The 26,122-nt window shown below is 45.8% G+C and carries 31 protein-coding genes and 2 pseudogenes; 29 read left to right on the forward strand and 4 right to left on the reverse strand.

Translation table 11 applies throughout. The features are described 5' to 3' along the window. From ABV001_RS07645 to dnaG, 5 genes and pseudogenes are all read left to right on the forward strand, one after another. Positions 1–330, forward strand: a pseudogene (locus tag ABV001_RS07645) (DNA adenine methylase); the annotation flags it as partial. 11 nt (positions 331–341) lie between these two features. Continuing rightward, on the forward strand, positions 342–836 hold the full coding sequence (locus ABV001_RS07650; protein ID WP_352422243.1) for a hypothetical protein: 495 nt from the start codon (positions 342–344) through the stop codon (positions 834–836). A 79-nt stretch (positions 837–915) separates the two neighbouring features. After that, complete coding sequence (locus ABV001_RS07655) at positions 916–1,179, forward strand: hypothetical protein (RefSeq protein WP_352422244.1); 264 nt, start codon at positions 916–918, stop codon at positions 1,177–1,179. Next, positions 1,176–1,607: an XRE family transcriptional regulator gene (locus ABV001_RS07660; RefSeq protein ID WP_352422245.1), complete on the forward strand. Its 432-nt coding sequence runs from the start codon at positions 1,176–1,178 to the stop codon at positions 1,605–1,607. Before ABV001_RS07655 ends, ABV001_RS07660 begins: the two co-directional genes overlap by 4 nt. Further along, positions 1,604–2,776, forward strand: a pseudogene (dnaG, locus tag ABV001_RS07665) (DNA primase); the annotation flags it as partial. The gene ABV001_RS07660 and the pseudogene dnaG, both read left to right, overlap by 4 nt. Before the next feature lie 417 nt (positions 2,777–3,193). On the opposite strand, the gene ABV001_RS07670 reads toward dnaG, so the two are convergent. Continuing rightward, positions 3,194–3,559, reverse strand: a complete 366-nt coding sequence (locus ABV001_RS07670; protein ID WP_352422293.1) for a hypothetical protein — start codon at positions 3,557–3,559, stop codon at positions 3,194–3,196. Here ABV001_RS07670 and ABV001_RS07675 point away from each other — a divergent pair. Continuing rightward, complete coding sequence (locus tag ABV001_RS07675; RefSeq protein WP_352422294.1) at positions 3,554–5,584, forward strand: hypothetical protein; 2,031 nt, start codon at positions 3,554–3,556, stop codon at positions 5,582–5,584. The two genes, ABV001_RS07670 and ABV001_RS07675, sit on opposite strands and share 6 nt — an antisense overlap. Here ABV001_RS07675 and ABV001_RS07680 read toward each other — a convergent pair. Beyond that, on the reverse strand, positions 5,581–5,907 hold the full coding sequence (locus ABV001_RS07680; protein ID WP_352422246.1) for a hypothetical protein: 327 nt from the start codon (positions 5,905–5,907) through the stop codon (positions 5,581–5,583). The two genes, ABV001_RS07675 and ABV001_RS07680, sit on opposite strands and share 4 nt — an antisense overlap. 695 nt (positions 5,908–6,602) lie before the next feature. On the opposite strand from ABV001_RS07680, the gene ABV001_RS07685 reads away from it, so the two are divergent. The 23 genes from ABV001_RS07685 (at position 6,603) to ABV001_RS07795 (ending at position 25,161) form a co-directional block, all read left to right on the forward strand. Beyond that, a complete protein-coding gene (locus ABV001_RS07685; RefSeq protein ID WP_352422247.1) occupies positions 6,603–7,082 on the forward strand; it encodes a hypothetical protein in 480 nt (159 codons plus the stop codon). 110 nt (positions 7,083–7,192) lie between these two features. Next, a complete protein-coding gene (locus ABV001_RS07690; RefSeq protein ID WP_352422248.1) occupies positions 7,193–7,561 on the forward strand; it encodes a hypothetical protein in 369 nt (122 codons plus the stop codon). A 63-nt stretch (positions 7,562–7,624) separates the two neighbouring features. Next, positions 7,625–8,497, forward strand: a complete 873-nt coding sequence (locus ABV001_RS07695; RefSeq protein ID WP_352422249.1) for a S49 family peptidase — start codon at positions 7,625–7,627, stop codon at positions 8,495–8,497. An 11-nt stretch (positions 8,498–8,508) separates the two neighbouring features. Then, a complete protein-coding gene (locus ABV001_RS07700; protein WP_352422250.1) occupies positions 8,509–10,548 on the forward strand; it encodes a hypothetical protein in 2,040 nt (679 codons plus the stop codon). Between the two features lie 72 nt (positions 10,549–10,620). Next, the gene (locus ABV001_RS07705) at positions 10,621–11,142 is read left to right on the forward strand and encodes a hypothetical protein (RefSeq protein WP_352422251.1); all 522 of its coding nucleotides are present in this window, start codon (positions 10,621–10,623) and stop codon (positions 11,140–11,142) included. 10 nt (positions 11,143–11,152) lie between these two features. Continuing rightward, positions 11,153–11,797 (forward strand): hypothetical protein, encoded by a 645-nt coding sequence (locus tag ABV001_RS07710; protein ID WP_352422252.1) that lies wholly within the window; start codon positions 11,153–11,155, stop codon positions 11,795–11,797. Between the two features lie 5 nt (positions 11,798–11,802). Continuing rightward, a complete protein-coding gene (locus tag ABV001_RS07715) occupies positions 11,803–12,249 on the forward strand; it encodes a hypothetical protein (protein ID WP_352422253.1) in 447 nt (148 codons plus the stop codon). Between the two features lie 433 nt (positions 12,250–12,682). Then, positions 12,683–13,306 carry a hypothetical protein gene (locus tag ABV001_RS07720; protein WP_352422254.1) on the forward strand — a complete coding sequence of 208 codons (624 nt, stop codon included), beginning with the start codon at positions 12,683–12,685 and terminating at the stop codon, positions 13,304–13,306. After that, on the forward strand, positions 13,287–14,993 hold the full coding sequence (locus ABV001_RS07725) for a hypothetical protein (protein WP_352422255.1): 1,707 nt from the start codon (positions 13,287–13,289) through the stop codon (positions 14,991–14,993). The genes ABV001_RS07720 and ABV001_RS07725 overlap by 20 nt, the downstream gene beginning before the upstream one ends. A 47-nt stretch (positions 14,994–15,040) precedes the next feature. Continuing rightward, complete coding sequence (locus tag ABV001_RS07730) at positions 15,041–15,370, forward strand: hypothetical protein (RefSeq protein ID WP_352422256.1); 330 nt, start codon at positions 15,041–15,043, stop codon at positions 15,368–15,370. Then, positions 15,354–16,895, forward strand: coding sequence for a hypothetical protein (locus ABV001_RS07735; protein ID WP_352422257.1), 1,542 nt, complete (start codon positions 15,354–15,356; stop codon positions 16,893–16,895). The genes ABV001_RS07730 and ABV001_RS07735 overlap by 17 nt, the downstream gene beginning before the upstream one ends. After that, a complete protein-coding gene (locus tag ABV001_RS07740; protein WP_352422258.1) occupies positions 16,892–17,821 on the forward strand; it encodes a DUF6712 family protein in 930 nt (309 codons plus the stop codon). Before ABV001_RS07735 ends, ABV001_RS07740 begins: the two co-directional genes overlap by 4 nt. Then, positions 17,818–18,855 carry a hypothetical protein gene (locus ABV001_RS07745; RefSeq protein WP_352422259.1) on the forward strand — a complete coding sequence of 346 codons (1,038 nt, stop codon included), beginning with the start codon at positions 17,818–17,820 and terminating at the stop codon, positions 18,853–18,855. Before ABV001_RS07740 ends, ABV001_RS07745 begins: the two co-directional genes overlap by 4 nt. Further along, positions 18,855–19,406 (forward strand): hypothetical protein, encoded by a 552-nt coding sequence (locus ABV001_RS07750; RefSeq protein WP_352422260.1) that lies wholly within the window; start codon positions 18,855–18,857, stop codon positions 19,404–19,406. Before ABV001_RS07745 ends, ABV001_RS07750 begins: the two co-directional genes overlap by 1 nt. Beyond that, entirely contained in the window at positions 19,403–19,798 is a 396-nt protein-coding gene (locus tag ABV001_RS07755; RefSeq protein WP_352422261.1) for a SufE family protein, read from the forward strand. The genes ABV001_RS07750 and ABV001_RS07755 overlap by 4 nt, the downstream gene beginning before the upstream one ends. 36 nt (positions 19,799–19,834) lie before the next feature. Next, a complete protein-coding gene (locus tag ABV001_RS07760; RefSeq protein ID WP_352422262.1) occupies positions 19,835–20,335 on the forward strand; it encodes a phage holin family protein in 501 nt (166 codons plus the stop codon). Continuing rightward, positions 20,319–20,741: a D-Ala-D-Ala carboxypeptidase family metallohydrolase gene (locus ABV001_RS07765; RefSeq protein ID WP_352422263.1), complete on the forward strand. Its 423-nt coding sequence runs from the start codon at positions 20,319–20,321 to the stop codon at positions 20,739–20,741. Before ABV001_RS07760 ends, ABV001_RS07765 begins: the two co-directional genes overlap by 17 nt. Next, entirely contained in the window at positions 20,738–21,223 is a 486-nt protein-coding gene (locus ABV001_RS07770; RefSeq protein ID WP_352422264.1) for a hypothetical protein, read from the forward strand. Before ABV001_RS07765 ends, ABV001_RS07770 begins: the two co-directional genes overlap by 4 nt. Positions 21,224–21,404: 181 nt before the next feature. Continuing rightward, a complete protein-coding gene (locus ABV001_RS07775) occupies positions 21,405–21,590 on the forward strand; it encodes a type II toxin-antitoxin system HicA family toxin (protein ID WP_352422265.1) in 186 nt (61 codons plus the stop codon). Between the two features lie 46 nt (positions 21,591–21,636). Continuing rightward, complete coding sequence (locus ABV001_RS07780) at positions 21,637–22,032, forward strand: helix-turn-helix domain-containing protein (protein WP_352422266.1); 396 nt, start codon at positions 21,637–21,639, stop codon at positions 22,030–22,032. Positions 22,033–22,294: 262 nt separating this feature from the next. Beyond that, a complete protein-coding gene (locus ABV001_RS07785) occupies positions 22,295–23,728 on the forward strand; it encodes a hypothetical protein (RefSeq protein WP_352422267.1) in 1,434 nt (477 codons plus the stop codon). Positions 23,729–23,734: 6 nt separating this feature from the next. Beyond that, entirely contained in the window at positions 23,735–24,631 is an 897-nt protein-coding gene (locus tag ABV001_RS07790; RefSeq protein WP_352422268.1) for a DNA adenine methylase, read from the forward strand. A 26-nt stretch (positions 24,632–24,657) separates the two neighbouring features. Further along, positions 24,658–25,161 carry a DUF4468 domain-containing protein gene (locus tag ABV001_RS07795; RefSeq protein WP_352422269.1) on the forward strand — a complete coding sequence of 168 codons (504 nt, stop codon included), beginning with the start codon at positions 24,658–24,660 and terminating at the stop codon, positions 25,159–25,161. 54 nt (positions 25,162–25,215) lie between these two features. Here ABV001_RS07795 and ABV001_RS07800 read toward each other — a convergent pair whose 3' ends face one another. Further along, complete coding sequence (locus tag ABV001_RS07800) at positions 25,216–25,743, reverse strand: phage antirepressor N-terminal domain-containing protein (RefSeq protein WP_352422270.1); 528 nt, start codon at positions 25,741–25,743, stop codon at positions 25,216–25,218. A gap of 64 nt (positions 25,744–25,807) precedes the next feature. Further along, positions 25,808–26,092: a helix-turn-helix domain-containing protein gene (locus tag ABV001_RS07805; RefSeq protein ID WP_352422271.1), complete on the reverse strand. Its 285-nt coding sequence runs from the start codon at positions 26,090–26,092 to the stop codon at positions 25,808–25,810. Positions 26,093–26,122 lie beyond the last annotated feature (30 nt).

Raw genomic sequence — 26,122 nt, forward strand, 5'->3', positions numbered from 1 at the left:
GACCGGGACACAATGGGGGGGGGGGGTACTTTCTTTTATCTCGACCCACCCTATCCAGGAGCGTACCAAGGACATTACAGAGGCTTCTCTCTCGAAGATTTGGAAGAGTTGCTCTCTTCTCTGGGCGCCATCAAAGGGAAATTCATTCTATCCAATTACTGGAGTGATACACTCAAAGATCACATTGATAAAAATGGTTGGAATTATAAAGAGGTTGATGTATCACTTCGGATCACCAATCTGGGCCGGTTCAATCCGGACAAAAAAACACAGAAGCGCACGGAAGTGCTGGTATATAATTACGATGTACAACAAGGATTATTTTATTAAATATCAATAATATGGCAAAAATATATGTAGCAAGCAGTTGGAAAAACAAATATCAGGAGGATGTCGTCAGCTTTCTCACGGATCATACGCATGAGGTATATGATTTCAAAAATCCCCCGCACGGAAAAGGAGGTTTTGCGTGGGCAGATATAGACGAAAATTGGGAGGAATGGAGTGTGAATGAATATATAGATGCCCTCAAACACCCGATAGCATCCCATGGGTTCAACTCCGATTTTGATGGCATGAAATGGGCGGATGTTTGTGTGTTGGTCCTTCCCAGCGGTCGGTCGGCTCACTCCGAAGCCGGTTGGATGAAAGGAGCCGACAAGAGAGTCTATGTCTACCAACCCATCAAACAAGAACCGGAGCTGATGTATAGACTCTATGATGGAATAAGTGCCTCTTTGAATATAATCAACTATATGATCACATATGATCAGAACACTTGCTATAAAACGGGTAAACCCTGCGGATGCGAGGGGTTATGCCGGGATGGATATTGAAAAGAATGACATTCAATGGAATATTTTGATGCCGATTTCAATAAAGCGCTTGGAATAATTAATTCGATATATTGATGCTATGGACCTCTCCCACTACCGCCTCACAGATCTCTCCCAATTAGATTCCTTTAAGGAGAAAATGGGAGAACGGAAATTCTACGATTACGCTTTTTCCGTCTATGGGCGCCTGTTCAATATGAAGCCGGGAGAGACGTTCGATATCACTAAAAAGGTCTCAGAAGAGAACCGGGAGATGTTCATAAAAATTGCCTGCAGCTATATAATAGACCAGCAAACACCCACACATTTCAATGATACGTTCACCATAATTAGACGATTATGAATCATACAGAAAAAGATACCCCGCCCAGGGAAAGATGGACCCTGCAGGAAAAAGAATTCGTCCTGAGCCAACTCGGAAAAAAGAATTTCGACGATATCGGCCGGGAAATCGGTCGCTCAGGAATGGCCATCAAATTGTTTGTACACAGGCAACGCTTACCTGTAAGGCGAACGGTAAAGAACAATATCCTGATCCGTCTACTCGAGTTAAAATTTGGGAAACCCGAGTATTTCACCCCGACACGCGAATTCTACCGTGAAGTAGGGATGACACAGATGCGTTTTTGGGCGTTGTACAAAGGTGAAGCACAAATCACGGAGAAAGAATATATTGACATTCGAGATCACTTCAAGATAGACGCTGAAGTGGCATTTGAATCTCGTCAATTGAATCTTTTTACCCCCCCCCATAAAAAAATAGCTAAATGATTCCACAAGAAGTAATCGATCGGATCCTGCACACGGCCGATATCGTTGATGTATTATCAAATTATGTCACCTTGCACCGCACGGGCGCGAACTACAAATGTGTATGCCCGTTCCACGACGAGGACACCCCCAGCATGGTGGTCAGTCCGGCAAAAAACATCTGGAAATGTTTCGGCTGCGGCAAAGGCGGCAACGTGGTCAATTTCATCCAGGAACATGAAGGGATATCCTTCCCTGAAGCAATCAAGCTTCTGGGCGACCGCTACCAGATCACCGTGCCTCAGAAAGAGATGAACGAGAAAGAAAAGGAAGCCCTCAAGCACCGGGAATCCCTTTTCATCGCGCTCGAGTTCGCCCAGGAGCAATTCCGGGCACAAATAAAAGACAAGGGAGCCGCCGAATACCTGGCCGACCGGAAGATTCCGGAAGAAATTCTCCAACGCTATGGTGCCGGCTTCGCGAGAACCCAGCCATCACTCAACCACCTATTTCTTGAAGGGCAGAAAAAAGGATATTCAAAGGAGGTGCTGGTGGCCGCCGGACTTGTCAACGAAAAGGAACCCGGCAAGGTATATGACCGGTTCATCAACCGCATCACTTTCCCGTTTTACTCGCTATCCGGCAAGATCATCGGCTTCACCGGCCGGAGCATCGAGAAGGAGTCGCAGATAAAATACCTGAACAGCCCCGACACGGAACTTTTCTCCAAGGGAAATATCCTGTTCGGTTTGTACCAGGCACGCCAGCATATCGCGGGTCAGGACAAGTGCTACCTGGTGGAAGGGCAATTCGATGTTTTGTCGCTGGTCGCGGCGGGACTGCCCAATACCGTCTGCGGATCCGGCACCGCCTTTACCCCCGCCCAGGCAAAGACGCTCCGGAAGTTCACCCAGAATGTCACCGTCATATACGACGGCGATGCTGCCGGCATGAAAGCCTCCATCCGGAACATCGATATCCTTCTGGCCGCCGGTCTCAACGTGCGGGCCGCATTGCTTCCGGAGGGTGAAGATCCCGACTCCTTCGCCCTTAAAGTGGGAGGTGCCAAGCTCAAGAAATGGCTCAAGAAAAACGAGGTCGATTTCATCTCCTTCGTCTGCCAGCTGCATGAAAATGAACTGAACGACCCCATCGAGAAAACACGGGTCACCGAACTCCTCGCCAAGTCCATGGCCTGCATACCCAACCAGTTGCAGCGGGAAAACTTCATCAATAACCTGGCCACCCGTTTCAATTCCGATCCCGATCTCCTCCGGAACCTTGTCCGGAAAGAGATATCCGCCAAGGTCGCCCGTAAACCCAAAGAAGACAACACCGACCGGGACCCGGATCCCGGCAGCACCATTGTCGGTCTCGACGATGCCCGTGAATTCATCGGCCAGGGAAAGAAAGAACTCACCATCACTTTCGACCGGGATATCTACGCCGAGGACTGGGGATCCGCCCCCACCGTCTTCATCGCCGGCGATCCCGGCAACAACGATATCCAGGAACTCCGCTCCGTGGCGTATGTCATCCGGTGCCGGGATACATTTTCCGTCAACGCTGACCTCGACGAACCTGAAGGGTTGGAACTCCTCAAGCACTTAGTAAAATCCGGCTTTACCGTCATCATGTCCATCTTCCGGTATCGCTTCGAGGAGATCGACGGCAGCCGCAAGAAAGTGGAAAAGGAGGAGCGGTACGGCTTCATCGAGTATTACATGCAGCTCTATTCCGGATTCAGGAACGAAACGGAATACATCCAACAAATAGCCGTCGAGCGGTGCGCCGAGTTGATATCCTACGCCCCCGCCACCACCCGCACCCTGAAGATGAAGGACTACGCCGCCGACCTGGGTATCACCAAGGCGGGGCTTGAAGATGTGGTGAAACAGTTCATCGACGTGCGCCAGTCCGATATGAAGTTCCGCAACGACGTGGAAGACGACGACTCCGGATACATGATGCAAAGCTACTCATCGGTACCGGGATATGTGGATGAAGACGAAGAACTATCCCGCATGTACCGGCAGTTCGGATTCTTCCCGCTCCTGGACAGGGACAAACGCCGGGTGGCATACATGTTCCACCGCAAACGGGCGTTCGAGCGGGTCGGAAACTTCTTCATAGAACCCCTGCTGCACATCCAGTCCAAGAATTCCGACGAGAACAAACGCATCGTGGAACTCACACAGCGACGCATCCCCTACCCGCTCTATATGGAGTGGATATCGCGCGACATGATCACTTACCAGTCGTTCCGCCAGCGCCTGTGGGAGGAAGGCGACATCAACTTCTCCAACGGCAACCAGGATGCCCTCAACTCCATCGTGGAATCGTGGGAAGGAAAGTTCCGCAAATGCACCGAGCTGCGCATGTACGGCTATTACGACGAAGGGTTCTTTGCCTTCTCCAACGCCATCTTTCACGAAGTAGCCGGCAAGTACATGGTCGATCATATCGACGAGCTGGGCATCGTCACCCACAACGAGTTGAATTATTACATTCCGGCCTTCTCCAAGATCTACGCCAACGAGCGCCGCGATACCGACAAATACTACTTAGATCGCTTTATGATGTACCGGCCACAGAAACAGAAAACCACCTTCAAGGAGTGGGCTTCACTCATGGACGAAGTTTACAAGTACAACCACAACGGAAAGTGGGCCATCCTCTACGCCTTCATGTGCATGTTCCGGAGCGACATCTTTGCCGTAGACCGTATTTTCACAGCATTATTTTTCATCGGTCCCACCGGATCGGGCAAGTCGGAGATCGCCTACTCCATCCGGTCGCTCTTCATGCCCCGGGAGGCGCCGGTGTTCGACCTTAACTCCGGTACCGCGGCGGCCCTCTTCACCCTCATGGAGAAATACCGGAACGTCCCCATCATGCTCGAGGAATATAACGACCAGCAGATCGACGATGTGAAGTTCCAGGGCCTCAAGTCCGCCGTCTATGCCGGTGAAGGCAAGCAGAAGCGGAAGGATGCCAGTTCCAAGGAGATCGACAGCTCAGAGGTGAACGCACCCCTCATCATCCTGGGACAGGAAAGCCCGCAGCGAGACGACAATTCACTCTCCAACCGCTGTATCATCTGCGATGTCCCCAAGAAGGACGACCGCACCGAACACGAAGACATCATTTTTAAACGACTGAAAGATATGGAAAAAGAAGGACTGCACGATATCCTGCTCGAGCTGCTAAAGCTGCGTGGCATATTCCGGGAAAAATACACCCGTGTGCAACGCGAGGTATACCGGGAACTGAAGAACATAGTACAGGTATCTACCACCAATACCGACGGCCTCAGCCGTATCCTCAACACATCCTCCATGTTCCTGGCCGTATGCCGGATCATCGAGACCGACACGACCCTCGAACTCCCGTTCACCTACGAGGATTTCTTCGGGATCGCCGCCGAAAAGGTACTTAAACAAGTTGAAAGTATCTCCACCAGCAACCGCCTGCACGGATTCTTCTCCGCCATCAACTACCTTGTCGACAAAGGTGCGGTCAAGGAAGGCCGCGATTTCAAGATCGAGCAGCCCGGAAAGATCACCCTGCAGAAGCAAGGCAGGGAAACATTCCAGAAAATACTCGAGCCGGCCGACATGCGCCTGATACATCTGAATGTGGAGAACATCCATCACGAGTACCTGAAGACAGTACTCCCCAAGGAAGCGCTCTCCAAGCAGTCGCTCATGACCTACCTGCAGAGTCACGAGGCATACGTGGGCCGTACCCGGTCCACACGCTACCAATGGAAGGATGTGGTGGAAGTACCCCGGGTGGCACCATTCAAGACCGCCGACGGCGAACTGGTCGACCCCGACAATACCATGAAGCGTATCCTGCAGGACAGACAGTCCGTCACCTCATCGGTAGTCCTGAATTACGACATCCTTCAGGAGTTACTGAATGTAGATTACCAGCGCGATGTTCCCACACCGGAGGCGCAGGCCGCCATAGAAGAAAATGAAGTTGAATTTTAAATAATAGCTAAACATATAAAGTAAACCGGTTTCAAAGCCTTCTCCGTTAAAAGGCACACGCGTTCTCTCGGTTCAACCCCGCCCCCGGCAGCCACAAGCAGTGCCCGGGGGCTTTTTTTCGCCCTGGCCGCTTGGGTTCCTCTCCCTTTCCGCCCGTTTCTTCCCTTCTCTCCCGGTTCCCCCGCACCCCCTTCCTTATAAACAAAACCGCCGCCCCCGGCGGCGTATATAAGGCGTGAGCGGCTTTGTTGTTCCCCGGTAGCGAAGCGCGCAGCGCGAGCGTCCGGGAACAACAAACAAAGCGAACACCTTTTTCTTTGCATTCAAAAAAAAGAGGGATCAAAACATCAAAATCCCCCCCCATCCCCCCCCAATTAAAAAAAGAGTATTACAGTAAATATTTTTCCGAAAAGTTTTCACCCAAACAGGACCTACAGACCTACAGACCTACAATCCGCTAAACTTTTCAAGAACGTAATATATAACTATATAATAATCAATAATATATAATATAATAATATCCCTGTAGGTCTGTAGGTCGCTGTTGTCGGGGCATTCCTTTTTGTAGGTCGCTGTAGGTCGCCATTCCTACAACCCGCGGGCCGGAAACATCCCAATATACCCGGGTTCTTTCTTCCACCAGCTGGTGACACCTCACCGTTTTTTCTCCCTCCGGCCGGCGATATCGCCCGGGATTTTTCTTCTCGATCTGGAAATTTACGACAGGCCGTCCAAGGAGCGACCTACAACATGACCTACAAAACTACGGAGCGACCTACAAGACCTACACGATTTTTTAACGTCGAAAATTTTCCTATTAAATTTATTATTAGTAACTTACACAAAATTTGGACTCTATTTTCTGACCGTCTGTAGGTCTGTAGGTCTGTAGGTCACGAAAAAAGAGGGTCAGAGTGCAAAAAACATGAAAACGAGGGTAGTCGTTTTTCATTTTAACATTTTAAACGATTATATATTTAAATATCAAGATATTATAAAATTGAATTAACATTATAAAATGATGATTACGACGAAAATTAACATTAAACCCCATTTGAAGGAGTATATTATCGGAAGGTATAACAATTTCGATGAGAATTCCCCGGTACGTTTCCCCGACCATACCGACATATACATGCTCATCTGGGATCTCCTGGTGAAACGGCCGGTCAACTGTTTTGTGGACGAAGGGAACCTGGAGATTGTTTTGCCGGAGAGATACGGTTCCAAGTCTCCGGAATATTACAATTATCTGGGCACTCGATCCCAAAAAAGGATTGAACGGAAAATACAGATGATGATGTGGGCCGATTTCCGGGAATTCATGGAAATAGAGCGTTACCGGAATGGCAGCGGAATAGTTATTTCGGTGCATATTTTCATGAAAAAGTACGGGATCACCTCCATCTCGGAAGATGCGCTGGTAAAAAGTTACTACCGTTGGAGAAATCGTGTCCGTGAACGTGAAAAACGGCCCTATTCCATGGCAAGCAAATGACTAACTTTTATGGAAAATTTCAATGAGCAAGTGTACCTGTTTTTCCTGAAAAGTGTCAACGACTAACCGATTAAACTATATAATTGATTATCAATATAATATTTCTGTATATGGCAAAAATTATTTGTAACTCCATCGAATTCGTGTTTTTATCGGAGATCCGGCTGATGGTTCCCGATAACGTGATCCTGAAAACCGGTCATGACTGGAAAAAACTGAACGTGAAAGAAAAGCCGGTTTACCGTTCCGAAATAAACCAGGCGGATGCCGGTCCCGTGAAGGAGATATCCGTTACGGCTGTGACTGATTTCAACACGGATGCTATCCTGAAACAATTCAGTGGTTTTCCCATAATACTCCGGATGAAAACAAACATGACCACCTTTTATGTGGGCTCTCAGGAATACCCTGTAATAACGGAAATATCCGATGACGCAATCTTTGACACCTACGCTTTCAAATGCAAGTCACCGGCGTAACCCTTTTTAGTCCTTTACACCCTAATAAATAAGGAATAACATTGCGTAAATTTATTACGCATAATGTTAAGACAACAGTTTTTACAGGAAATACAGGCATCAAACCTGATGATCCATTCATCAGGTTATGAGATGCTGAATCATATTTCCAACGCGATCATCGATGGAACATTCACTCCTGAAGCAATCGAACAAACCATACTATCTACCCGTGGAGACATCTACCTCGAAAAAGATGACGCCGGAAATCCGGTAAACCCCTTTGATTCCTGGACGGAAGGATCCATCGCGATCATCCCGTTGACGGGAATCATGATGAAGTATGGCTACTGGTGGAGTTACGGCGTGGACGATATCGCCGCCATCATCAGCATGGCTTACCTGTCTGAGAAGATATCGGCCGTCATCATCAAGGGAGACACACCGGGCGGATCCACAGACTCTCTCTTTTTACTGCAGGAAGTATTATTGAACAAGACTAAGCCCACGTATGGATTTATTGACGGAATGTGCGCCTCCTGCGGATACATCGCTTTTTCATACCTCGATAAAATATACGCAATCAACCGGATGGCCCGCGTGGGCGGTATTGGCGTGTTTGCCCGGATGATAGTACCTAACAAGGATAATGCCTATTACCGGGTGGTTGAAGTGTATCCCGATGAATCGAAAGACAAGAACCTGCCTGAACGTGAAGCCATCGAGGGCAACGACAGTAAGATGAAAGAGGATCTCTCGAAGCTTGCCATCTATTACCGCGATACAGTCACATCCAACCGCCCTGGAATTAGTGAAGAGACCCTCACCGGTAAAGTCTATTACGCATTCGAGGCGGAAGGACTCGGAATGATCGACGGAATAAAATCCCTGTCACAAACAGTAAAAGAACTGGAAACCCTTGTGGCAAAGAGAAAAGAAATATTATCCATAATTTAATTTTTTGAACGATGAACAAAACAGCTAACAAAACAGCTCTACAAAGAATCAGCGCTGTACTTGCGATCCTTGGATTTTCTACCAAGGAAAAACGCACTGCGATGACAAATGAGGACTGGAACAAATTCAAGGCCGAATACAAGAATAAGTACGGCACTGATTTTCAGGAAGACCTGGAGCAACCGGAAGAGGAAGAAACACCTCCGGCCGTAACGGATCCCCAGGGATCCATCAGCCCGGAGATCCGCGCGCAGATACTGGGCGCACTCGAAGGGGCATCCGAAGCAACCGGAGAAGCTGCACCGGTAAATGTGCCCGATAGTGTGGAAGGAGCCACCAGCTCACTGATCTCCGCCCTTAATTCTGCCACCGAAACCATCCGCACGCTGGGAAGGCAACCGGAGAATGACCGGCCTGCAGCAGTTGTCACAGGTGCGGGGTTTGCCATGACACCCCAGACAATGGCCATTGTGATGGGGCACGCCCCTCACACACCCACACATGTGTTTGGAATTGAAAATGATTATTTCAAACGCGGCAACTGGTGGAATGACCTGGTTGTTTCCGGAAAGGGAAAAGATGATTACCGCGATGAAGACTCAACCGCCTTCCGTGCTGCGTTCAACAACTTCGCCAAGGACTTCAAGGCAAGGTGCAATGAGCTGGCCACCACCAACCAGATCGGTCTGCTGGATTACGGCAAGATGGTCAGGGGTGAATCCTATCTGGATTACTCCAAGATGAACACCAAGCTGGGTGAATACATCGTGCGCCGCATGGATACCATCATCGCTTATCTGCGTACCTTGAAATCAGTAGCCGGTATCTTCCCGGTGGTTTCCAATGTACAGAATAAGATGACCGCCCCCACGGCGTTCTTCGAGGAATTGTCACAAAGCTACAAATCAGGCCACCACTTCAAGGGTGCCGTCAATTTTGATGGAGAGATCTATCATGTGGACGACGTGATGTTCAAATTCTTCTTCGATGATCCCAAGCAGCTCGAAAAGGAATACATCGGTTATATGAACCGTGAAGGCTCCAACCCAATGAAATGGACACTCTTTGAATGGTGTATCGTGCACTTCGGCACTTTGTTGTTCAATGAACAGCAACGTCGCCGGGTGGTAGGTGTGAAGGTTCCCCGCCAGGGCGACTTCCCGCAACCGGCAATGCTGGCGGCTGATGGAGCATTGCGCGCCATCCAGCGTGTGGAAGAAGAACGGAAAGTGCTTCCGTTCAAAGACCTAAAGGTCTATGACCGGTCGACTATCGTGGATTACGTGGAAACATTCTACGAATACGTGATGGCCATCCTGCCTAACATGGAAGGCTATGTCGTTCACGCGAACGAAAAGCATAAACCCTGGTACCTGAAAGGTTTCCGTGAGAAATACGGCAAGGACACCGATTTCACCGGTACAAAAGAGAACATCGCCGATCTTTCCCCGGCCAATATCGTTTGGGTACCCAATATGGCCATGAACGATTACAAGATGTGGATCGTGAAGCCCGGAAACGTGGAGAACTACGAGAATAGGCCTAACGAGATGTACGGTTTCTATTTCCAGCAGGATCTGGAACAGCTGATCCTCGCATCATGGTGGAAAGAAGGATCCGGCGTATTGGCCCCGGGCGTCCAGTTCAACACCCTGGCAGACCTGGAGAAATCCGGCCGGCGGATGCAATGGCTGTTCACCAACTATCCGGTGGTCGCCTTGGATCCCGATGCCACCGTGATCAACGGGCTGGATGGTTTCGAGATCGAGACCGGAGAAAATACGGCTGCAACTGCCATCACCGATATTGAGAACGCCTCCATGGAGCGTGTGTACAAGATCATTTGCGGCTCGCTGACCAACAAGTCGACCATCGCCAAGGCGGGTAAATTTGCAGGGATCACTGCAGCCTGGTCACCCAATGCTGTGGGAGATTATATCAAGGTTTACGCTGAACTGACTGAGGAAACTCAGACTATCAACGGTAAACAAAAGAAGGTTGTGGTTCATTCCGGGAACTTCCTGGAGTTAGAACGCAAAGTCACCGTCTGATCCATTCTTGCCTGGTAGGGATGTGAATTGAGTAGCATCCCTATTTTTCATAACTCATTAAAAAAGAATATTATGTTATTCAACTTAGACAAACAGAATAAGAATTCGAAACAGAATTCTCCCAAATACCGCATCTGGCTTGCACTGCTCAACGATGTTGACGTGGAAAACTGGCCGAAACCGGAGGATGCTACCATTTCTGAAACTGTACTGAAGGAAGGGAAAAAATGGAATTACCTCGATTCAACGCCAACTTCCATCAATCCCAGTGCCGCGCCCGGTGAATCTCCGCTCAATGGTGTGCTTACCCTTACTCCTGTCATAGAGGGGATATCAAAAAAATCCCTGCAGTGGGTTTTTGACAATACAGGGGAAGATGTCGTTGTCATTTGGGAACGTTGTGCCGACGGCCAGAAATTTATTGGTGGAAATCCCTGTTCCAGCGGATTGAAACTCTCCTACACCAATATCGGCACGCTCGATGGAGGCATCGGAGGTATTGGACTGCAGCTCCAAGGGCAGGAATGCCCGGAGCCGTTCTATTTTTACGACGGCCCCCTGGAAGTTGAACCGGACGCAGCTCCTGCTCCATAAATGCGTTGATATGGAATTCACGAAAAAGAACGACTTTATTGTCAAGAACAAAAAGGAAGAGTATTTCCAGGCAGACCTGGATATGTTCAAAAAGAATTGTCCAAATTCCAGGCTCAACGATGAACTGAAGCGGTTGAATTCGTTCAACCGGTCAAAGATCCACGGCATGATCCTGGTTGAATTGCTCGACGCTGCTTCAATCGAAGAAATCCTGAGTAACCGGTTGGAAAGCATTGATGACACTTCTGAAAAGCAACCCCAAGTAATTGATACGGTCGAAGGTGTAAAAGTGATTGTCGCCGCTGAAATGGATCTGGAACTCATAGAAGAGGATGTGTTTTCGCACCTGACAGGAAAAACGGAGGAAGAAATCCGTGCGCTCATAGCGTTGACAAAAGGCTCTATTAAATTGTCCAAAACACCGGTTGAAAATCCGATTCCCGATGAGCATCCCAAGGTTTCGGAAACAAAGGTGGACGAAATTCCGTCTGAAGAACCCAAGGACAAAGATCCGGCCCCATCCTCCGGCGAAAAGGATCCGGAGCCGAAAGCAATTTCCGAAACAGCTCCTAAACCCAAACAACCGGCAAAACCGGCTGTGATGAAGAGCCTTCCTAAAAAAAAAGGAGCAAAAAAGAAGAGTTCCCGGAAATAAACTGGATGGATAACGCCAATCCGGACATACAATTGTGCATTCTCCTGTATGACGAACGTGTAAGTACTTACCATCGCATGCAGGAGATTGACGTTTTACTGGATGACAACCCCGATCTGTCGCTCGAAATGGTGGAACTTGACAACCGGAACCGGCAAGCACATGCAGAACTGGAGGCATTCAGTAAACACAAAGTGTTCGCGTACAAACATCCCCTGGTAATCCAGCGGAAACAGTACGATGACATGCTTTCGGAATTGTACGAACTAAAACGGTCGGATCCCGGAGCGCTCATCAACGAGATCACCAACGTCACACAAAACATCCGCCGGATCCAGAGCAATATCAAAAAGCAGAAATTCAAATCCGATGAAGAGAAGCAATCCTGGGAGCAAAATTTATCCAGGGCGGAAACAAGAAAAAAAGTACTGGAAGAAGTAATCTCCAAATAATTTTTGAGCCTCTATTTTTAGAGGCTTTTTTTATTTCTAAAACCCCTCCGATTCTCTCCAAAAAACCACGGAATTCCTGAAAAAACATACGGATTTGACCCTTTTGATATTTTTTATATACCTAAAACATTGAAAATCAGTAAAAATTTTAAGTAAAATGATATTTGGTTTTGATTTGTCTCCTAGATACCTCGGTGCCGCTGGTATTTCCGTTTGCATTACGAGAAAACCCCGAAAAGGGTTATATGATTGAAACCCTCTCCTACAAAGGGTTTCAGAAAAGGTAAAATTTCAACCTCCCGCACCCTCGAAAAACCCGCGGATTTTTTCAAAAACCCCTCCGATTGAAAAACGTCCTTTTCCCCATGAAGCCGATCGCATAGCTTTGTGAAAAGAAAATATTGACAACGGCCATCACACGGATTGCATTACAATGATAGAACATCTTCAAAAATTATCGCCTGAAATTGTCGAGCGTTTTTTAGAGGCCCGGGATCCTGAACCGTTCGGTATTCCTCCGAAGCTGGCCGATTATATCCTCCAGATCAATGAGGCCTCCAACCTTCACCGCACCAACCATTCTATCACCGAGTGCGCCAAGAAGCTACAGAAGAGCTATCCTGAACTATCCATACATACCTGTAAGAGCCGTATATACGATGCCATCAACTACCTGAATAACGAGTGTACGGTTACCTCGGAAGCCTGGTACTTATACTATGCCGATATGTTCATGAAACTCTTTGAGGTGAACCTGGTGGGGCATAACTTCCGGGAAGCGCGTACCTGCCTGCAGAAGTCATGTGAATACAGAATAAAGGCATCGGCCAATGCCATCGATCCGGAGAGGATCAAATTCAAGCACCAGATCGTATCACCCGATTTTGACCTGGAGAGGGCCGGTGTGAAGAGGAGTGGCATCCTGGGCGCCTACAAGAAAGCCATGGGCATTATCTCCAAACAGGATGCGACTGATATGGAGAAGAAACGACAGATAGATGAAGTAATGCAGGAATTGAATATAAAGGATATCGATTATGAAGAAGTCGCTGAATGAGGATACATTTCAAAAGACTTATCTTTCGGTCCTGCAGACAAAGGTAAAGTTGGCGGATCCCCAGATACTGCTTTGTGAACTGGGCCGCGGCTCCGGCAAAACTACCCATATCATGGCAGCCAGGCTCGACAGGATCCAGTACTCCATGCCCGGCGCCTGTCTCACCCTGGGGGCTGCCACATACCGGGATATCTTCAGCAATATTTTGCCCGGATTATTGGAGTATTTTACTGAAAACTACGAACGCGGCATTTACTTTGAAATAGGAAAAGAGCCTCCAAGACATTTCGGAGAATGTGTAACACCCCTTTTCGACTGGAAACACACAATCTCCTTCTGCAATGGGTGTGTGGTGAAATTTGTATCGGCAGACCGTCCGGAATCGGTTTTAGGGATCAGCACTCCCCATGGCATATTCGATGAGTTGCTAAAAATCAAAAAGGAGTTCATGCAGGAACGGTTCATGCCTACATTGCGGGCCGACCGGTCGAAATTCGGGAATTCGCCCTATTTCATGGGATGGTCCGGTTTTACCTCCACACCCAATTTCGAGACCGACGAAGATTGGTTCATCGACATGGAAAAGGAGATGAACGAAGAGTTGATTGGCCTGATCACTGAAATTGCCCTGGAAGTGGATGCCCGGATCTATGAACTGGAAATCGCCCGTAAAACGCTGGATTTTGAGCGTGTGAGAAAACAGGAGCGGTTTATTGAGCGATGGAACCAGAGGCTGGTTGAATTACGTAGAAATCAGGTGTACTATGTGCGTGCTTCATCATTTTCAAATCTCAAGGTGTTAGGAATCGACTATATTGAAAATCAGATAAAATCGACCAAGGATAAGGATGTGCTCTACACCTCCATTTTCGCGATCCGGAAACTGAGGGTGAAAGACATGTTTTTCGGCAGGTTCGGCAAACAACATCTCTTTGATGATGGCTACGATTACCGTTTTATAGACCTGATCTCCGCAGGGGACCGGATAGACGAATCATCGAGGCATTTGCGGTATTACGACAAAAATAAACCGTTGATCGCCGGCTATGATCCCGGTCCGTTTTCCTCGATCATTTTTTCACAGAAAAACACCCTGAAGAAAGAATTGAGAGTGCTGAAGGACATGTGGGTCATCCACCCCGACCAGCATGGGGAACTCGCTGAAAAGATAAACAAGTTCTTTCCTGATGGCAGAAAGGTGATCTATGTCCACTACGATCGTGCCGCGAATCAGAAGGATCCTGAATGGAAAAAGTATTATCCCGATTATAGAACAGCCGGCATCAACGATACCGATGCCAAATTATTGAAAAAGGAACTGGTAGCGCGCGGATGGACCGTCCACCTCATGTCCCCGAAACAGAAAACGATATTCTATTCACAACACTACAGGCTGCTGAATCTATTATTCGGGAAGAATGATGGCAAACGTGATAAGATTCTTATCGACAGGAACGAATGCGAGGCGCTGGTATCATCCATCAACCATAGTCCATTGAAACGGCATGAGGGACGCATCATACTCGACAAAAGCAGCGAGCGCCTTCCATTCGAGGAACAGGCGTATAATTCCACACAGCTGGCATCCGCTTTCATGTACCTGTTATGGGGCGAATATTCGAAATTACTCCCGGATACGGATCAGGGATTCATGTACCCCCAAGGCGCGGGAACATACACCTCCTGACGCTCTTTTGTCCTTTATCATCCTCTTTTAGATGACCATTTTTGTGTATGGAAAAGGAAAAAACGATATCCGGATCAGAAGCAATACAACGGGCGCGTAATCTTAAATTCGTTTCCGGCGCGTATTTCACGCTGCTACACCTTACCTGTAATTTGAAAACGAAAGAATGCGGCCAGCTGGTGAAAGTTGAGCGGTGCCGTGTACGCCCGTCGCTTAGGGAGGACACTTTCCAGCTGGATGGTGATCTGTATTTCCCCTATGAAGATCTTGATACCGGACAGCCAAAAATGTGTTTCAAGAAATTGATGCGATATATCGCATTTCCTCCTAATTATGAACTGCTAAAAATTAACTGGTTCGATGGAACAGACGATTGAAATTAAAAACGGCCGGGGCTTCGCAACCATCCCCACCGGTGGTGTGCTGACTTTCGAAGTGCAGGGGATCTCCGAACGGGATAGCATCCTGCAGAAAGAGTACCGGAATATTTATTCCCGGTATATTTCGGAAAACATGACCATGCGCCTGGATGACTTTGTTGTCCCGATCTGGGGGGATGGCCACAACCTCTATCCCCAGGAAGTGTATTCGGTCACTTCCGAAAACAAACTGCTCCCGGAAGTAATCAACAAGCAGGTTAAATTCCTGTTCGGCAAGGGTCCACGGTTGTACAAGGAGGTTGTCAATGGTGAAGGTGAGAAACAAAGGCGCGTGCGGGTACCGGTGGCAGATCCGGAGATACAGGAAGCATTCGACCGGTGGGAGGATCTCGGGTATGATCATCCTTTTGAGTACCTGAAAAACATCATCACCGATTTCTACTACGTGAACACCTGTGTGAGCCGGTACCACTTCTCAAGGGCCCGGAGGTTGACCGGTAACATAACCGGCCGGTACCTTCCAATCTTGGCGCTCAGTTATGTCGGATCCGACGAAGCCAGACTGGCCACGAAAGAAAAAAGCCCTACCAAACGTATCAAGAATTCCGATTGCAAGTATGTGATCGTGGGAGACTGGATGAATCCAAACCGGTATGATTACGAAGTGTACAACCGACTGGACAAATCCAATCCGTTCAAATATCCCACGGCCGTGGAATTCAATACGGATAAAACATTCACGAAGTGGATTTATGCCTTCAATGATTGGTTCAAAGGGCTGTTCGAGTGGATAAAGGCCTCCAACTTGTCGCCTCAATATCTCAATTCTTACTTGAAGAATGCCCTGAACGCGCACATCCACGTGGTAATTCCGGGAACATGGTACAATGCACAAAAGGAGATCCTGCAGAATATCTGTTCAGAGAATTTAACGGGTGATTCCCCTGTACAGACAGCCTACAAAGGGGTTAAGTTAGTGGATGAACAGGGTAAAATAATCCCATTCTATGAAAGTATGATGGAATCCCTGATCCGGAACGAGCTGCGTACCATCACCAACCTGATGACCGGTGAAGGAAAGAACCAGGGCAAACTATACGCGACCACCAAATGGGGCGAAGATGGTTGGGAATTCCAGGAGATGCCCGGAAAATTCAAGGATTTTGTAGACTCCATCATCACGTATGACAAGAGGGCCGACCAGGTGATCCTGGCCGGGAAAGGTATCGCTTCCTCCATCACCAACGTGGAGAACGACGGCGTGATCAGCAAGTCGGGGAGCGATGTCTATTACAACTACCTGATCTATGTGGCTTCACTTACCTGGGACGAATACATCTGTACCAAGTCGATCAACAACTATATCAAGTGGAATTGGCCGGACAAGTGGAAGGAAGGCATCAGGGTCGGGTTCTGGATCGATATCCCCGCCAAGCTGCAGGATACCACCCCTTCCGATCGCCCGGCGCAAACAGCTACTGCAGACAACAAGTCGAACCTCCAAAAAACAGAAGAACAATGATTAAAGTGCCATTCAAGCCGGAAAACTTCGCCAAGGAGATGAAACCTAAAATTTCCGGAATGAACCTCTCCCTGGAATACTACAACATTGAAAGTAGCCTTTATAAAGTCGCCGCGATGATCCCCGACATCATTTCGAAGGAAATGTATGACAAAATTGTGGAAGCTGCAGAGAGTGCCGATATCGAGGAGAAATACAAGCCGGTGGTAGATTACCTCCAGCGTGCAATGCTCCATTTTGCCGTTTATGAGCACATGATTTACATTGTTCTCCGTATCAGCAATGATGGTATCACCACGAAGAAGAACGACAGCGAGACGACGGCATACAAGTATCAGACGGACCAACTGAACAATAGCCTGATCACCACCGCATGGTTCTGGATGAATATACTGATCCAGTACCTGAATGACCATACCGATGATTTTCCGGAATGGGAGGAGAGTGACCAGAAAAAGGATTATGACAATCTTCCGATCACGCTCACCGACTTCAATAAATGGGTGGGGGTTGAATCTTCCGGAGGCGAATATTTCATGATGTTTGCCGGATGGATCATCCGGGAAGTGTGGATGGACTGTGTGCGCTCCAGGATGAAAGAACCGGTCAAGACCGACGCCATTACCCGGGCGGTATGCTACGAGGTGATGGGGCGCGCCTGTCAGCGCCTGGCCTATTCCTGCCTGCCGGCACCCATGCGGATGGATATCGACAATGAAATGGGAAAGAACCACCGTGCCCAGGCCGACAAGGATATCAGGGAACGGATCTCCCAAAAATTCATTGTCCAGGCAAATACCTATTGGAATGCAGTGGATCTGGAGATCAAGAGAGCTGCTATCGAGGAACAGAAAAAAACAGTGTCAAGCAAACCGGTCATCGGACAGGACGGCTATTGGGAATCCGATAAATTTGTCTATATATGAAACAGATCAAACTGAACAAATCATCCGTATCGCTTCCCGAATGCTGGGAGGAACTGTCATTCAAACAGAAACTCTTTTCTTTCGGCGTTCTCATCCGCGTGATGACCGGCGATCTCAGGGACCGGCCACACAAGGGACTGATCTATCTGCTTATCTACTTTACAGGATACCGGCCATCCATCCGTATCTGGACGAAGTTTCTTGCACTATCCCATTTCTACCAACGACTGGCATGGGTATGCCTGCGGAACATTCCATTCCTGTTCAAGTATGGAAGAAAGGAATATGTGTCATACCTGCAGCTTTGGAAAAAGAATAACCGGCCGGATCCCGATGCCGAGACAAAGCAACGGGAAATTATCAACTTCAATCTGTTGCGCCTGGCAGAGCAGTTGAAATTCATTTATACGATCGATTCCGAAAATCATAAGATCATACCCCAATATGACTTCCACACCAATCCTTTTCCGTACATCAAGATTGGGAAAAGAAAGTATTGGGGCAAACGGTTTGAACTGGACATCACGGCCAAGACGGATATCAGCGCCCGTGAATTCGTCGATTGCGCCGATCTTATGGGAGCCATGGACAAAATGAGCACCGATGAAGAAAAGCAGGAATGTATCAACCAGATATGCGCCATCCTCTATCCAAGGTACTCGAACTACACGAAAAACATGGTATCCGGACATAACAAGGCAATGCGGAAGATAAACCCGGTACTCAAATTCGGGATTGTCTACTGGTTTACTTCCGTCTTCAAGTTCTACACGGAACATGAGATATACAGCTTGCTGTTCAAGGGTGACAAGCAACCGGAGAATGAAGGAAAGGTACGGCTCGGGAACGAAGTGATTTTGATGCTGCAGCGTGAAGGGTACGGCCTCCCGGACACGATGAACCTGAACGACTATTTCGACGCGCAAATCAAGCACCTCAAGGATGTGATCAATAAAGCGCTGGGGGAAGGTATAAAACCATTCGACATTGCCCGCAAAACGGGGATATCCATCGATGTAATCAACAAACTGTAATGAACGACCTGATCATCAATCTATTCAAATACTTTTCCAAGTTCGTGCCCAAAGAGGTGCTGGAAAAGGTATTCATCCAGCCCAACGGATCCAAAAAGACCGGCTATGATGAAGTAATGACCGAGGTGATGTCTCTCCCGGATGATAACATTGTTACGGAATTGGATAAGTTCGTCCTCTCCATCAATGAGAGTTTTGTATCGGAACGGATAAAGAATGCCACCGGCTTTGTGCTCTTCGTGGAGTATGGCACGATTTCGGCCGACCACTCCGCGATAAAGGGGATTGCCCAGCAACTGGCGTTAACGGTTGTCTATAATTTCTCCAACAATAATAACGACAACCTGAACGAGGTCCTGAATATGAATACCTGCCTTGATATCCTTGACAGGATTATAAGGATGATGGGTGAAGAGCAGGAAAGTCTGGACTTTTGTGCGGACGGTGAACTGGTCACCTATCCGGTGGAGATCCGGCCGGTGGATCCGGTCGAATTCTATGGCTTCGGTGGATGGAGTGCGATGTTTTCCAATGCAAACACAATGCTATGACACTCAAAGAAAAACAGGACCGGTTTGTGGATGAATTCGCCCTTTTCGACCAATGGAGCGATAAATACAACCTCTTGATAGAGTATGCCGACGATAATCCATCACAACTCGCAGAGGATCTCCTCCGGCACCGGATCAGCAATTGTGTAAGCCGGACCTATTTTAAAGCGGAGAATGTGGATGGTTGCTTATCAGTTGACGGATGGAGTAACAGCAGTATCATGCATGGGTTAATCGTGTGCGTCAAAAGAATGTTCGATAACGTACCGGTACAGGATCTCCGGGAGACCCCCATTGATTTTCACGTCCGTTCCGGACTGATAGAGAATGTAACACCCTTCAGGAAAGCCGCTATCCTGGAAATCATAGACCGGATCAATGTCCTTTTATAGGAGGATGGATAAGATGAAATTTGAAGAAAAATCAATATGGACAATGGAATCATGTCAATAGAAGAATGGTTAAGGGATATTTTCACAAACACCTATTCGGTTTGTGCAGGGGCGGTTGCGAGCATATTGGGCTATTTTCTACCCTTGAAGGATCCGGTGAATCTGTTACTGATATTTTTTGTGGTGGATTGCATCATCGGCTACCTGAAGAACCGAAAGCTCTATAAGCAGAAATTTTCGAAACGGAAGATTTTTGAGACGACCATTCCCCGCATGATGGCCGTTACAATCTTCATGATGCTGCTCTTCTCCCTCGATATGACATTCAACCAGGACATGGTGCAAACCTACATGATAGTCGGGTATTTCGTGGGAGGCGTATTGCTGTTCAATATATGGAAGAACCTGTATGAACTGACGCGCTGGGACGCATTCCTGAATATCGGGGAAATGCTGCAGAAGAATGTCAAGGACAGAACAGGGATGGACGTGGATAACAAAAATAACAAGGAGGCTAAACATGAGTCGAATAACTAAAAATTTCACATTGGATGAATTAACTCATTCCAATACTGCTAAAGCCAGAAAGATACCCAATCAGCCGGGAAAAGTGGAAAAAGAGAACCTGGTCAAGCTGGCCATCGGGTTACTCCAACCGCTCCGGGATCTCTACGGAAAACCAATGGTCGTGAATAGTGGATATCGCTCCCCGGAAGTAAACAAATTGGTGGGCGGTGTGCCCGCCTCACAACATACGAAAGGCCAGGCGGCCGATATCTCCTGCCAAAGTCCCCGGGAGTTGCAAAAGCTACTCATCAAGTCCGGTTTACCATTCGACCAGGCTATCCTGTATGATGACGGCCGGAATAACTTCCTTCACCTTTCGTTCAACGAAGGTAAGAACCGGAAACAAGTATTATATTCAAAAGGAACCCGGCCATGAAACAGATTGTTATTATAATTTTCTTGCTCTTACTGATCCCGGGATGTGGATCCAAGAAATTTACTTCCCATACTGACAAGAAAGAAAATACAGATATCTCCCTGGTCGATAATTCCACGGTCGTCAAGAATATTGAACAGGAGAAGCAATATGTCGACACTCATACCACGGAGCGGATCATAACGTATTACGGTGTAAAATTAGTTCCTCATTTAGTGAATGGAGATACGGTCTATGTTCCGGTTTCCTATCCGGAGAGAAAAGAGGAAGAAAGGGATATCAATGAACAGGCTGAAATCTGGAAAACAAGGGTTCAGGATAGTATCCGGAATGCCATCGACCTGCAGTACCGGAGTGAAATCGAAAAGACGGAGAAAAAGATATCAAAGTATAATAATCAAAATGTGGTTATACTTCTTTTAATATTAATCCCATTATTGATTTCGTTGGCATACCAAATTCGCGGAGCCAAACTTAAGTAATAATATTTTCATACAATAAATTTCAATCATTATCGGTTGATCGCAGTAGGGGAATTCGAGAGAATTTCCCTCTTTTTATCTCTAATATGTTTTATAACATAAAAGTTTTCGGTTAAATATTTGTATATTGATAGATAATTCTCTACCTTTGTAGGGTATTAATCAAGTAAACGTAAAAATAATGAAGTACAACGAACTGCACAGGCTTCTCATTCAGGCAAAGTGCCACAAAACAGGAAAGCAGCGGGCCGGACACCCTGAATGGTACAGCCCGATAACAGGCAGGAAATTCACCACAAGCAACCACGGCACACAGGAAGTGCCGCCGGGAACATTAAAATCAATCAAAAGGGATGCGGGGATTTAAACCCCCGCTCTCTAAACAATATATACGAAAATAAAGGAATAAAACGATGAAAACGATTAAAGTCTTTGTAGAACGCGCATCCGACGGAACTTTCAGCGCATATATGCCGGAACAATCATTGAATTTCGGGGCTATAGGGGAAGGCAAAACCGCCGCCGATGCCATGAATGATTTTATGAACGTAGTGAACGATTATGTGAGCGATGGCGAGACATTGCCCCCCGGGGCGGAATTTGCTTTCTGTTACGACGTTCCCTCGTTTTTGGCATACTACAAAAATAAAATCACGCTCACGGGATTGGGTGCACTCACTGGCATCAACCCCAAGCAGTTGAACCACTACGTTACCGGGGTACGTAAGCCAAGCCCGAGTACGGTAAAAAAAATAGAAAAGTCCCTGCACGAATTTGGGAAAGAATTAAGCCAATTGGAGTTTGCTTGATTAATACACTTAGCAATTTTCCTGGCTGCCGCTCCGGTTTTCCGGGGCGGTTTTATTTTTCACATATATCAACTTTTTTACTATCTTTGCCATTGCCCAAAAAGTTGAACATATCAGAAGCCTCTCAGACGTGTAATCCGCAAACAATCGGATTCCGGGATCAACTCCGGTGGGCACACGTCTGAGAGGTTTCGGTTGTTAGTATTATTGATAAGTCTGCATATAAGTAATCTGTATTTATAATATTAAATGCTATATAATTATGCCCAAAACGGAATTTATTAACATTGAAGATCTGCAAATAGATCTACATAATTACCGGACTGTACCTCAGAAAAACGAAGAAGACGCTATTAATGCTATGATAGCCATAAAGCCTGATCGTTTCTTTGCTGTTATGGAAAGTATTATTGATGATGGGTATTTACCGACAGAAAACATCATAATACTGGATAATGAAGGGAAAATAGTAAAGGAAGGGAATAGAAGGGTTGCTTCCATGAAAATAATCCATGGCATCCATAATCCGGACAAATTCCCTATACCAGCGAATATCCAAAATAAAATAAAAGATATAAATTCAGAATGGAAAGATTCAAACGGATCTATTCCGTGTACAATCTTTCAAATTGAAGAGAAGGAAAAAGTTGACAGGATTGTCAGTTTAGCGCATGCCAAAGGTGAAAAAGCAAGTAGGGATCCTTGGACTTCAGTTGCTAAGGCCCGTCACAACAGAAATGAGAAAGGAGCATCCGAACCTGCATTAGATTTATTGGAAAAATACCTTTCTGTAGGAAAAAACCTCACATTACAACAAAAAGATCGTTGGAGCGGTGACTATCCGGTAACTATTCTTGATGAAGCACTACGGAAGATTATTACAAGAATCGGATATAGCACTGTTTCAGAATTAGCGGAGGATTATCCAGATATAAAATCCCGAAGTCAATTGGAAGACATACTTAGGGATATAGGTATAGATCTTATTAGCTTTAATATCATCAGGGATAAATCCTCTGACTTTGCAGAAAGCTACGGCATACCTCCACTAAAGACAGATACGAAAGAAGCCTCGCAACAAGAATCAAAAAATAAAACGGAAACAGGAACAAAAGAAGATGTTAAGCCGGATAATAACACAAATACCTCTTCTAACCCTCCTTCAAATAATTCCCAACCGGAACATTCTTCTCATCAAAATGATGCCACTTCAAAACCATCCTCTAAACCTAAAGCCCGCGCAATTAATGATCCCAAACATATCAACCTATTGCTAAGAAAATTTAATCCGAGAGGGGAAAATAGGCAAAAAGTTGTACTTTTACGTGATGAATTGAAGAACTTGAATATTCAGAAAAATCCATTGGCTTTTTGTTTCTTAACTCGTAGCATATTTGAAATTTCCGCCAAAGTTTATTGTGAAGAAAATAGTATCAGCCTGACAAAATCAAATTCTAAAGAGAAAAAATTAGTGGAATTATTAAAAGAAGTTGTGGATCACCTGACAGCAAATAGAAGCAACAAAGAAATGCTCAAAGTTCTACACGGGGCCGTTACCGAAATTTCAAAGCCAGTAGGGCTTTTATCGGTTACCTCAATGAATCAGTTGGTACATAATTCAATTTTCTCCATACAACCATCTGATATTTGTATTTTATTCAGCAATATTTATCCTTTATTGGAGGCAATGAATTGATTTATTATGGCAAAGAACAATACTCCCTTGCGGTATCCGGGAGGAAAACAAAAACTGGCGCCTTTTATAATGGAGATACTCTCATGTAATTCCATTACGGACAACTACGCGGAACCCTTTGCGGGGGGGGCAGGAGTGGCTATTGAATTACTGCTCAACAAGAAAATAAAGAATATCCATCTCAATGACTCCGACATAGGAATTTATGCATTTTGGCATTGCGTTAAGAATGAAAATGAAAAATTATGTAGGAATATCACAACAGCCTCCCTTACTATTGAAGAATGGAAAAGGAGAAAATATATTATCCAACATCCACAGGACTATGATTTATTCGAATTAGGCTACAGTGTCTTTTATCTTAACAGGTGCAATAGATCCGGCGTGTTGTCTGCAGGTGTGATCGGCGGCCTATCCCAGTCAGGAAACTATAAGATGGACGCCCGTTTCCCCAGAAATGAACTGATTAGGAGGGTTGAAGCAATAGGCCTTTTTGCTGAAAGCATTTCAATAACTAATATGGATGCCGAAGTGTACATACAAGATTATGTCTCTCATTTATCTTCCAACACTTTAGTTTATTTGGATCCCCCATATTACTACAAATCTAAGGCCCTTTATCTCAACTCGTATGAAAATAATGATCATCTTGAATTGTCGTTATCCATTAAAAACAATATTAAACAGCCATGGGTGCTTTCCTATGATGCTGTATCAGAAATAATAAATCTGTATTCTGACCGGAGATATTTTATTTATGATTTGCAGTATTCCGCATCGAGATCTTATATAGGAAAAGAAATATTTATTTTTGGGGATCATGTTGAAATCCCTACTAAATCTCGATTACAGAATATTCAATCAGCTTTAGAACTGATAACATCGGATAGTTTAAGTATATAATTTATCACCCTAAAAATTAAATCGATATGAAGAAAGTTTTATTTTTAGCCTTAACGGCTTTGTTTACAATTAATCCGGTTTTCTCACAGGAAGAAAAGATTTGTGATCTTATCCCGTCAAAGAATGGGAAAGTGTTTTACACGGAGGTGGTTAATGTTGAAAATTCAAAATCTATTGAATTATACAACAATGCAAAAATGTGGATTGCAAGCACTTTTAAAAGTGCAAAATCAGTAATTCAGTCTGATGTAGAAGGTACTTCAATTGTTGTAAAGGGCAGATTGAACTACGTGACAGATGGAGATAGCCCATTCATTTTGACAATTCAATTCAAAGACGGCAGATATAAATATGAATTGACGGATTTGTATATGGATATGAACATTGCAGGTAAAAAGGTTACCTACCCAATAGAAAACGCTCCATTTATAAAGAATTGCAGCGAGAAGCCCTTAGAGGGTTACAATAAATTTATCCTTTCATTTATTGATGAATTAAAATCAGGAATTGATGTGTCAGATGATTGGTAATTAATAAACAAGAAGATATTTGAAGCAGCCCCCCCCGAAAAAAATCGGGGGTCTTTACATATCCTCTCCTAAAAACATATCCTGCATATCCGAGGTATCTTTTATGTTTTTCCAGAGCCGGGCATATCGCATGCGGGTTTCGGTAAATTCTGCGTATTCAGGCATATTATTAAGGGTTGCTTCTAATTCGCTGAGTTTCTTTTTAGCCTTAGCGAGCTCACTGTACATTTCAGCCTTCCGGGTAATTACACCATGAAAATGATTGAAAAGAACGTCATAGCATTCTTTCTTATATTCTATCAATTCAGGGCTATTACTTTTTATTGAGAAGATCCATCCGTACACTAAATATTCCGGTAAACATGCCATATTTCTGGCTTGGTCATTTGGTACCTGTATTTGCTGATTAGCAAATGCAGGTCCTAAAATAGGATCACCCTGAATGTTCTGGAATTGTCGATTGTAGTTAACGTTAAGTGCCTCACAAACAGATTTAATGCTTATCCAATATTTGCCATTTATGCGAGCAAAAAGAATGCTTTTGCCGTTAAAGTCAATAAAATTAGTAAATTTCTGTTCCATAATGCTTTATTTAAATACCTGCAAATACAGGTATATTGTTTTTCCTTATATCAGAGCGATAGAACTACACCTTCTCCAAGAAGCGTTTCAATTCTTCGGGGGAATCGAACCGCTTCAATTCTCCTTTGTAATCTATAAATGCCGTGAAATCAGTGGTATTTTGGGGTGCGAACAACTCCGGGACGGTGACGCCCAGCGCGTCCGCTATTTTTTGAAGGGTATCAAGGGATGGATTTATTTTCCCATTCATAATATTAGACATGTTTTGCTGAGTAATCCCAATCATCTCAGCCAGTGCTACGCCAGTAACACTCCTTCTTTTGGCTATTTCTTTAATCCTTAGTAGCATATAATTCTTTCGAGAGTAAATTAATATCTA

Source organism: Proteiniphilum sp. (genome assembly GCF_040307845.1).
Classification (GTDB): domain Bacteria; phylum Bacteroidota; class Bacteroidia; order Bacteroidales; family Dysgonomonadaceae; genus Proteiniphilum.